The 6,242-nt window shown below is 45.8% G+C and carries 7 protein-coding genes; 4 read left to right on the forward strand and 3 right to left on the reverse strand.

The annotated features are described in order from the left end of the window. Positions 1-288 precede the first annotated feature (288 nt). The 3 genes from AKL11_RS21950 to AKL11_RS21960 are packed head-to-tail and all read left to right on the forward strand — an operon-like array spanning position 289 to position 2,458. Entirely contained in the window at positions 289-804 is a 516-nt protein-coding gene (locus AKL11_RS21950) for a TIGR00645 family protein (RefSeq protein WP_067522009.1), read from the forward strand. A 59-nt stretch (positions 805-863) separates the two neighbouring features. Next, a complete protein-coding gene (locus AKL11_RS21955) occupies positions 864-1,532 on the forward strand; it encodes a MiaE family protein (RefSeq protein ID WP_067522012.1) in 669 nt (222 codons plus the stop codon). A 44-nt stretch (positions 1,533-1,576) separates the two neighbouring features. Next, positions 1,577-2,458 carry a hypothetical protein gene (locus AKL11_RS21960; RefSeq protein ID WP_067522014.1) on the forward strand — a complete coding sequence of 294 codons (882 nt, stop codon included), beginning with the start codon at positions 1,577-1,579 and terminating at the stop codon, positions 2,456-2,458. Here the strand turns inward: AKL11_RS21960 and AKL11_RS21965 are convergent. Both AKL11_RS21965 and AKL11_RS21970 read right to left on the reverse strand, forming a co-directional pair. Continuing rightward, a complete protein-coding gene (locus AKL11_RS21965; RefSeq protein ID WP_067522016.1) occupies positions 2,429-3,157 on the reverse strand; it encodes a UDP-2,3-diacylglucosamine diphosphatase in 729 nt (242 codons plus the stop codon). The two genes, AKL11_RS21960 and AKL11_RS21965, sit on opposite strands and share 30 nt — an antisense overlap. Continuing rightward, positions 3,158-3,664, reverse strand: coding sequence for a peptidylprolyl isomerase (locus AKL11_RS21970; RefSeq protein WP_067522018.1), 507 nt, complete (start codon positions 3,662-3,664; stop codon positions 3,158-3,160). It abuts the gene before it with no gap. Between the two features lie 286 nt (positions 3,665-3,950). Here AKL11_RS21970 and AKL11_RS21975 point away from each other — a divergent pair, with 286 nt between their 5' ends. After that, entirely contained in the window at positions 3,951-5,693 is a 1,743-nt protein-coding gene (locus AKL11_RS21975) for a hypothetical protein (protein ID WP_172807358.1), read from the forward strand. Positions 5,694-5,974: 281 nt separating this feature from the next. Here the strand turns inward: AKL11_RS21975 and AKL11_RS24855 are convergent. Continuing rightward, positions 5,975-6,242, reverse strand: a 268-nt coding sequence (locus tag AKL11_RS24855) for a transposase (RefSeq protein ID WP_172807359.1), incomplete at its 5' end; no start/stop codon positions are given.

Here is a 6,242-nt window from a genome sequence, read left to right on the forward strand (position 1 = left end):
ATCTTTGCCTGACTGGACGCAATATTTGAAGAAAGGAACTCCGCCGCATGCATTGGAGTCAAAGGCTGAATCAATGAGTGATAACGAGGCTGCCCAGCAACTGCAGTCTGCCAGAGAATCACTGTTTCAAGGCATCTTTAAGCGAAAGGCCTGAAATCATGGGTTTATACTCTTTTCAGGCTCATTTTGGGATTGGAAAATACTATGCCTCTGATCTTCATTCGTAGAAATGCGGTAATATGTGACAAAAATTTATAATTACCCTGTGTTATTTCCGGATTGTTTGTTATGGAAAAATTCTTCGAAAAAATTCTGTATTCTGCCCGCTGGCTTCTTGCTCCTATTTATCTGGGGCTGAGTTTGGTGTTGGTGGCGCTTCTGATTGAGTTTTTCCAGAGCGTTGGTTACCTGCTGCTGAACGTGACGACCATGAATGAAAGTGAGGTCACTCTGAAAGTACTGACGCTCATTGATGTAGCACTGGTGGGTGGCCTGATTGTGATGGTTATGTACGCAGGTTATGAAAATACTGTGAGTAAGATTGATGTAGGTGAGGGCGTAGACAAACTAAGTTGGTTAGGCAAAATGGACGCAGGCTCTCTGAAGTCCAAAGTGGCTGCTTCTATTGTTGCCATTTCCTCCATTCACCTGCTCAAAGTGTTTATGAATGCGGGCAATATACCCAATGACAAGCTTATGTGGGGGGTGCTTATGCATCTGACGTTCGTCGCTTCGGCTTTCTTTATGGGCATGCTTGATCTGATGATGTATAAGAAAAAGAACGCGCAGGATAATACGCCCTAACCGTTGCTACTCCTTAAGTTTGCTGTGATAACATACTGGCTCCAGACAGCGAGCCAGTTATGACCGATATATCGCCTATTCTAGAATTCCTTCCCTGCTGTACTCCGGATGCCTGGATTGAAGAGGCCCGAAAGCCGGAAAATCTACCGGTGATTCTGATTGATCACGCCAATAATGAATTAAAAGCGGCTCGGAGCGCCATGGCAATAATGAGCCGTTATCGTTCAGGGCAATCCTGGTCTGCCAAAAGAGAAGAAGAACTTGATCAGGCTCAACGGGTAAACCAGCTGGATCTTCTGAACAGAATGTCCCGTCTTGCCCGTGAGGAGCTCCGGCACTATGAACAGGTGCTGGCGATAATGGCGAAAAGGGATATTTCTTATACCTACCTCGGAGCAGGGCGTTATGCTGGTGAGATGAGTCAGCAGATACGAACTTTTGAGCCGGCAAAACTGATCGATACGCTGATTATGGGCGCTTTTATCGAAGCTCGTTCCTGCGAACGTTTCTCCGCTCTGGCGCCTTACCTTGATGAAGAACTGGCGAAATTTTATCGTTCGTTATTGAAATCCGAGAGCCGCCATTTTCAGGATTATCTTGCTCTTGCCGAGTCTATTTGTGGAGAGTCAATTGCTGATCGAGTTCAGGTATTTGCAGCAAAAGAGCAAGATGCTATTGAATCACAGGATGCCACGTTTCGTTTTCACAGTGGTGTCCCCGCTGATTGATGAGGATATGCCTCTTCAATTTGCGTTAATAAAGGAGTGTGATTATGCCGGAAGGGATACCGGAAAGACGCCTGTCGTCGGGTTTTACTAAAGAGACTGCAATAAATGATGATGATCACCAGAAAGCGCCTCAGAAAAAGTTGTTTGATCCGGACAAGAATGATCATCTGCAAAAACCGATAGAGCAATATGTAATTACTAATTTTTCTTCGGTTTCTAGTTTGATGAAGCGGCTGACAAGAATCAGTGGTTATTCTATCCAAAAGTTTGATCATCACTGCGAAAAGACATTGCAGCGGGTATTTGAAAGTGCCTTTGGCGATGATGTGTTACTGCCTTCTGTTGAAAGCTTGCAGAAAGAAGTGGCAGATAGCTTTGAATCTGATGAACTGGCTCAAAGTGCTAGAAATAAAGATAAGAAGCGAGATCATGGCTTTGCTCTTGATGGATGCTTTTCCAGTGATGTAGTGCAAACTGTCGTTTATTATCTGTACATCCTGTTATATCTGCATGCCCGAGGCAAAGAGGTTAACCGCTATTTTGACAGGTCAAGCCTGCCTCTGTTTCTTGCTTCAAATTGGCACTGGGTAAGTAATCCAAACAGCAATAATCGGCGGGCATTTTTTTATCAAAGTGATGCTTTTCAGACCTGTTTTGGCAAGCTGGTTGAAAAGAAAAAGAGTATGAGTTCAACCCTTGTTGAGCTTGAATTGAATATTGACTTCTATCACCGATCAATCAAGGGAGGGGGTAGTGAAAAAAGCGCTGATTTTCTGATGCTGGGGCTGCTTTGGGGGATCGACCTGATGGCCTCCAATGGCTCAAGTGAACGGATGAATGAGCACTTGAAGAGTTACTTGCCTGAGTCAGTCATCAAGCGCTTTGATGATGTTTATTCAAAGGTTGATCGGAAACGCATTCAATGACAGCCCATGCTCGCTAAGTTCGATTTCCCAGCCTTTGTCCGTCCAGTCCCCGAGAACATAACGTGTCCCGGTTCCACTGTTCAGTGAGTGCTGATGAATGTCGGGCCGATGGGTGTGGCCATGGATCAAAGTATTGACCTGATACTTCTCCATCACTTTTCTCACGGCAGGCTCGGATACATCCATAATGCTCAGCACTTTGCCTTTTTTTGCCAGTTTGCTTTTATGACGAATCTTCTGACCCAGAGATTTGCGCCAGTTCAGGGATGTCATTCTCAGCAAAGCCAGTACCAACGGGTTTTGAATAATACGTCGATAGCGCTGATATTGCCGGTCTTCAGTGCACAGCAGATCACCATGCATTAACAGAATTCTGTGGTCATTAACGGAGATTAGAGAAGGGTCTTTCAGCCATTGGGCGCCGGTGGCTTTTAAAAAGCTTTTGCCAATACTGAAATCCCGGTTTCCAGCCATCAGATAAACCGCCCGGCCGCTGTCTGTATAGACTTTTAACCGGCGGGCAATATCGTGCTGAAACTCGTCCATGGCATCATCGCCCACCCAGTACTCAAAGAAATCACCCAAAATATAGAGGGCGTCTGCCTCCATGGCTCTTTCTTCAAGGTACGTATAGAAAGCCCGGGCAACCGCCGGGCAATCTGGAGTGAGATGGAGGTCGGAAATAAACAGTGCCTTCATTCAGGCGTCCGCAGTTTCCAGCACTTCTGCAGATTCAATCACCACGTCTTCTACCGGCACATCCTGGTGACCAGCTTTCATGGTGGTTTTTACTTTCTTGATCTTTTCGACCACGTCCATGCCTTCAACCACTTTACCGAATACGCAGTAACCCCAGCCGTCTGGGCTTTTAGAGGTGTGGTTCAGAAAGCTGTTGTCTTTAACGTTAATAAAGAACTGGGAAGACGCAGAGTGTGGGTCCATGGTTCTGGCCATGGCGACGGTGCCGGCTTCGTTCTTCAGACCGTTATCGGCTTCGTTCTCAATCGCCATTTTGGTGGATTTCTGCTTCATGCCGGCTTCGAATCCGCCGCCCTGAATCATGAAGCCATCGATTACCCGGTGAAAAATGGTCTCGTTGAAGTGACCGCTGTTTACGTATTCAAGGAAGTTGGCAACGGTTTTAGGAGCCTTTTCTGCGTCCAGTTCCAGCTTAATGTCACCAAAATTCGTGTGTAGTACAACCATGGGGAACCACTCTCGTTAGTCAGGCCGCTTTTGCAGCGGTAAGCAACGGATTTTAGGGCGTTACGTCATGGCTGTAAAACGATCATGCTGGATTTTTCCAAATTCTCGATATCTGACCGGTTAAATATATGAACTTATCTGGATTTTGTATGCCTATATGCATTTCTTAGTTAGGTGATGTTGCTTTATGGACGGGACAAACGGTGCGACTTATCGCAGATTTGATAGTTATCAAGAGAGGTTTGACAGAGGTGATAAAGCTGCTGCCGAACATTCGGGGAAACCTGTGTGTAGATCGGGTGAGTCGTTTCGCCATATTGGCATTGGCGTAAAGTCTTTTCCTCTGGATATAAAAGAGACAGCTGTTAGTAGCAGAGCGCCGGTTTCTGCAGACGTTGAGAACTATTTGGTGCCAATGTCATCAGGGCATGCTGTCAATTTCCAGGATGCTAACCTGCAAAGGCAGCTGAAATTGATGGTCATCAGGCTGGATAGACATTTAAAGAGTATGGAACCCCAAGGGGCCAGTGTAGACAGGGCTGTGATGGCTAAAACCATTATCAGTTTTTGTGCTGGAGTGAGTGGTGCGGTTAATTTATATGGGCTGAGTGGTAGAACGCCAGATGCTTTGGATAAATTAGCACTGTGGGGAGCTATCATTGGTACGGTTTTGCTGCATACCGGAGGGGCTCAAGGCACGTTTCAGGAAATTGAAGCGCGCCCTCCTGGCTTTCAAAAGAAAACGCCGACAGAAAAAGCGCAGTGTATTTTTAAGCACATAGCCGTGGCAGTCTTACCGCTGCTTTCGGCTCTGCCAGATGCAGCGCTTGCGTATTTAGGCGTAAAAAACCTTACAGGACAGTCGACGCTTGGGGGGATTGCTGCGTTTTGCAACGGTTCTGCTGAAACGGTGACATTTAATCTGCAACTCTGGCAGGCGTGGCGTTCTTTCATGGATGGGATGAAAGGAGCGTGTTTTGGCTACAGTCATGAGGGTAGTGAAAAATTGCTTAAGCAGTATCAAATTGTTAAAGGTCTATCGAATAGTGATGCTTTTAAGACGCTTGATAAAAAAGAGTGTGGGAAACAGCGTGTAATTATACGAGAGATATTGAAAGACCGACGGGCACAAAAAGATATACAGACATTATTGAAGCTCAAGGAGGAAGGCTCTAATGTTGACCTGACTGTTGAGAATATTGAGCGTTTTGCAGGGCGTTCTGCGTGGTTTCAGCGTTTGAAAAGTGGAGGGCAGGCAGTATTGAGTGTGGCTCTTCCTGCATTGATTTTCATCGCTTCAGCAAAGTACTTCTCATCAAGAGGGCTGGTTAGTATTGCGGATCTAGACCTTCCGGAGAATTCAACCCTCACAGGCTGTGATAGATATAAGACGGAAGTGTCGTCACTGACTATAGGATTAATGAATGGCGTTGGTTGTTGTGCTGCTATTTCAGCAAGCATTCTTGGTTCCAGGCTGGTTCAGGTGATAATGAATGTATTGAGAACGGCAGATAACCTGCATCTTGCTTACCAAAATAAAGAGTTGATGAAAGAAGTCAAGGCACTGATGCTGGATCGCTGGAAAACCAAAGTGCCCAGTTTTGTGATTGCAGTGCTGTTTGCCTACTGTTATCAATCTCTGGTCGCACAAACCAGTGAGTACGCTGATGAACTGGCCGTTGTTGAAAGGTGTGATATTGATGGTTTTTACTCGATCCTGCCAGATGCGCCTCAGTTGAGACCCCTTATCTTGATCGGCGCTCTCGCAATTCCTGTACCTTATTACTACTTAATACTCTTCTTACTATTTAGTGTCATATTTAATCCATCAAATAGTGAAGGCGAGGCTGGTTTGGAAGAGCTCGAAGAGCTGGGGGGGCTGGAAGAGGTATTGGCGATTGAAGAAGCGGGCGACTCAGAGACCTCCTGTGATATTGATCTGACAACTGGTAAGGAAACGGCGAATGTAGCTAAAAGGGATGAGGATGTTCGTAGTGTTTATGATAACGATTCCCCCGTGTACTCATAAGTGTGGCTCAATATAACGAATAAGGATAGATTGCGCTTAGCCGCAATCTTATCCGGTTGTTGCACAAGCCCGGATTGATTTCTGGTGAGGGTGGTCTATAGAAGTTTTCTTTTTTGGTGGCGATCAAATCAGAGCGTTTATATTGAACTCTCTTTATTCAGAATGAGCGTTACCCGACCACTGCATTACGTAGTCTGGCGTCTGATTTCCCTGTCTGACTGGCTGAACTAACTATTTCTCCATGTTGGTGAATGGCGATACTTATTTTATGAATCAATTCTTCAGGTGGGCTTCAGAAATCTAAACGCARTGTGGTTCATTACTTCACCGCACTGTTTGCATTTGAATTGCGGGCGAATAACGGGCTCGATGGCCTTGACCATCACATTCAGAACCAGCTGAACCAGTGACAGTTTCCTTTTTGCGTTTCYGTGTAAAAAACCGTAATCCCGTGACCGTCGAAATCGTCTGGGAAGTACATGTTTCAACACCAGCCACAGAAAGTCTTCTCCTGGCAGGGTTCTGGTTTCTGTCTTCCCGGTGTCGCTG

It is taken from the genome of Endozoicomonas ascidiicola (assembly GCF_001646945.1).
GTDB lineage: Bacteria > Pseudomonadota > Gammaproteobacteria > Pseudomonadales > Endozoicomonadaceae > Endozoicomonas > Endozoicomonas ascidiicola.

Coding starts and splice junctions, on each gene's coding strand:
- AKL11_RS21970 (WP_067522018.1), bottom strand. CDS start 3,664: ATGGTTGTACTACACACGAATTTTGGTGACATTAAGCTGGAACTGGAC.
- AKL11_RS21960 (WP_067522014.1), top strand. CDS start 1,577: ATGCCGGAAGGGATACCGGAAAGACGCCTGTCGTCGGGTTTTACTAAA.
- AKL11_RS21965 (WP_067522016.1), bottom strand. CDS start 3,157: ATGAAGGCACTGTTTATTTCCGACCTCCATCTCACTCCAGATTGCCCG.
- AKL11_RS21955 (WP_067522012.1), top strand. CDS start 864: ATGACCGATATATCGCCTATTCTAGAATTCCTTCCCTGCTGTACTCCG.
- AKL11_RS21950 (WP_067522009.1), top strand. CDS start 289: ATGGAAAAATTCTTCGAAAAAATTCTGTATTCTGCCCGCTGGCTTCTT.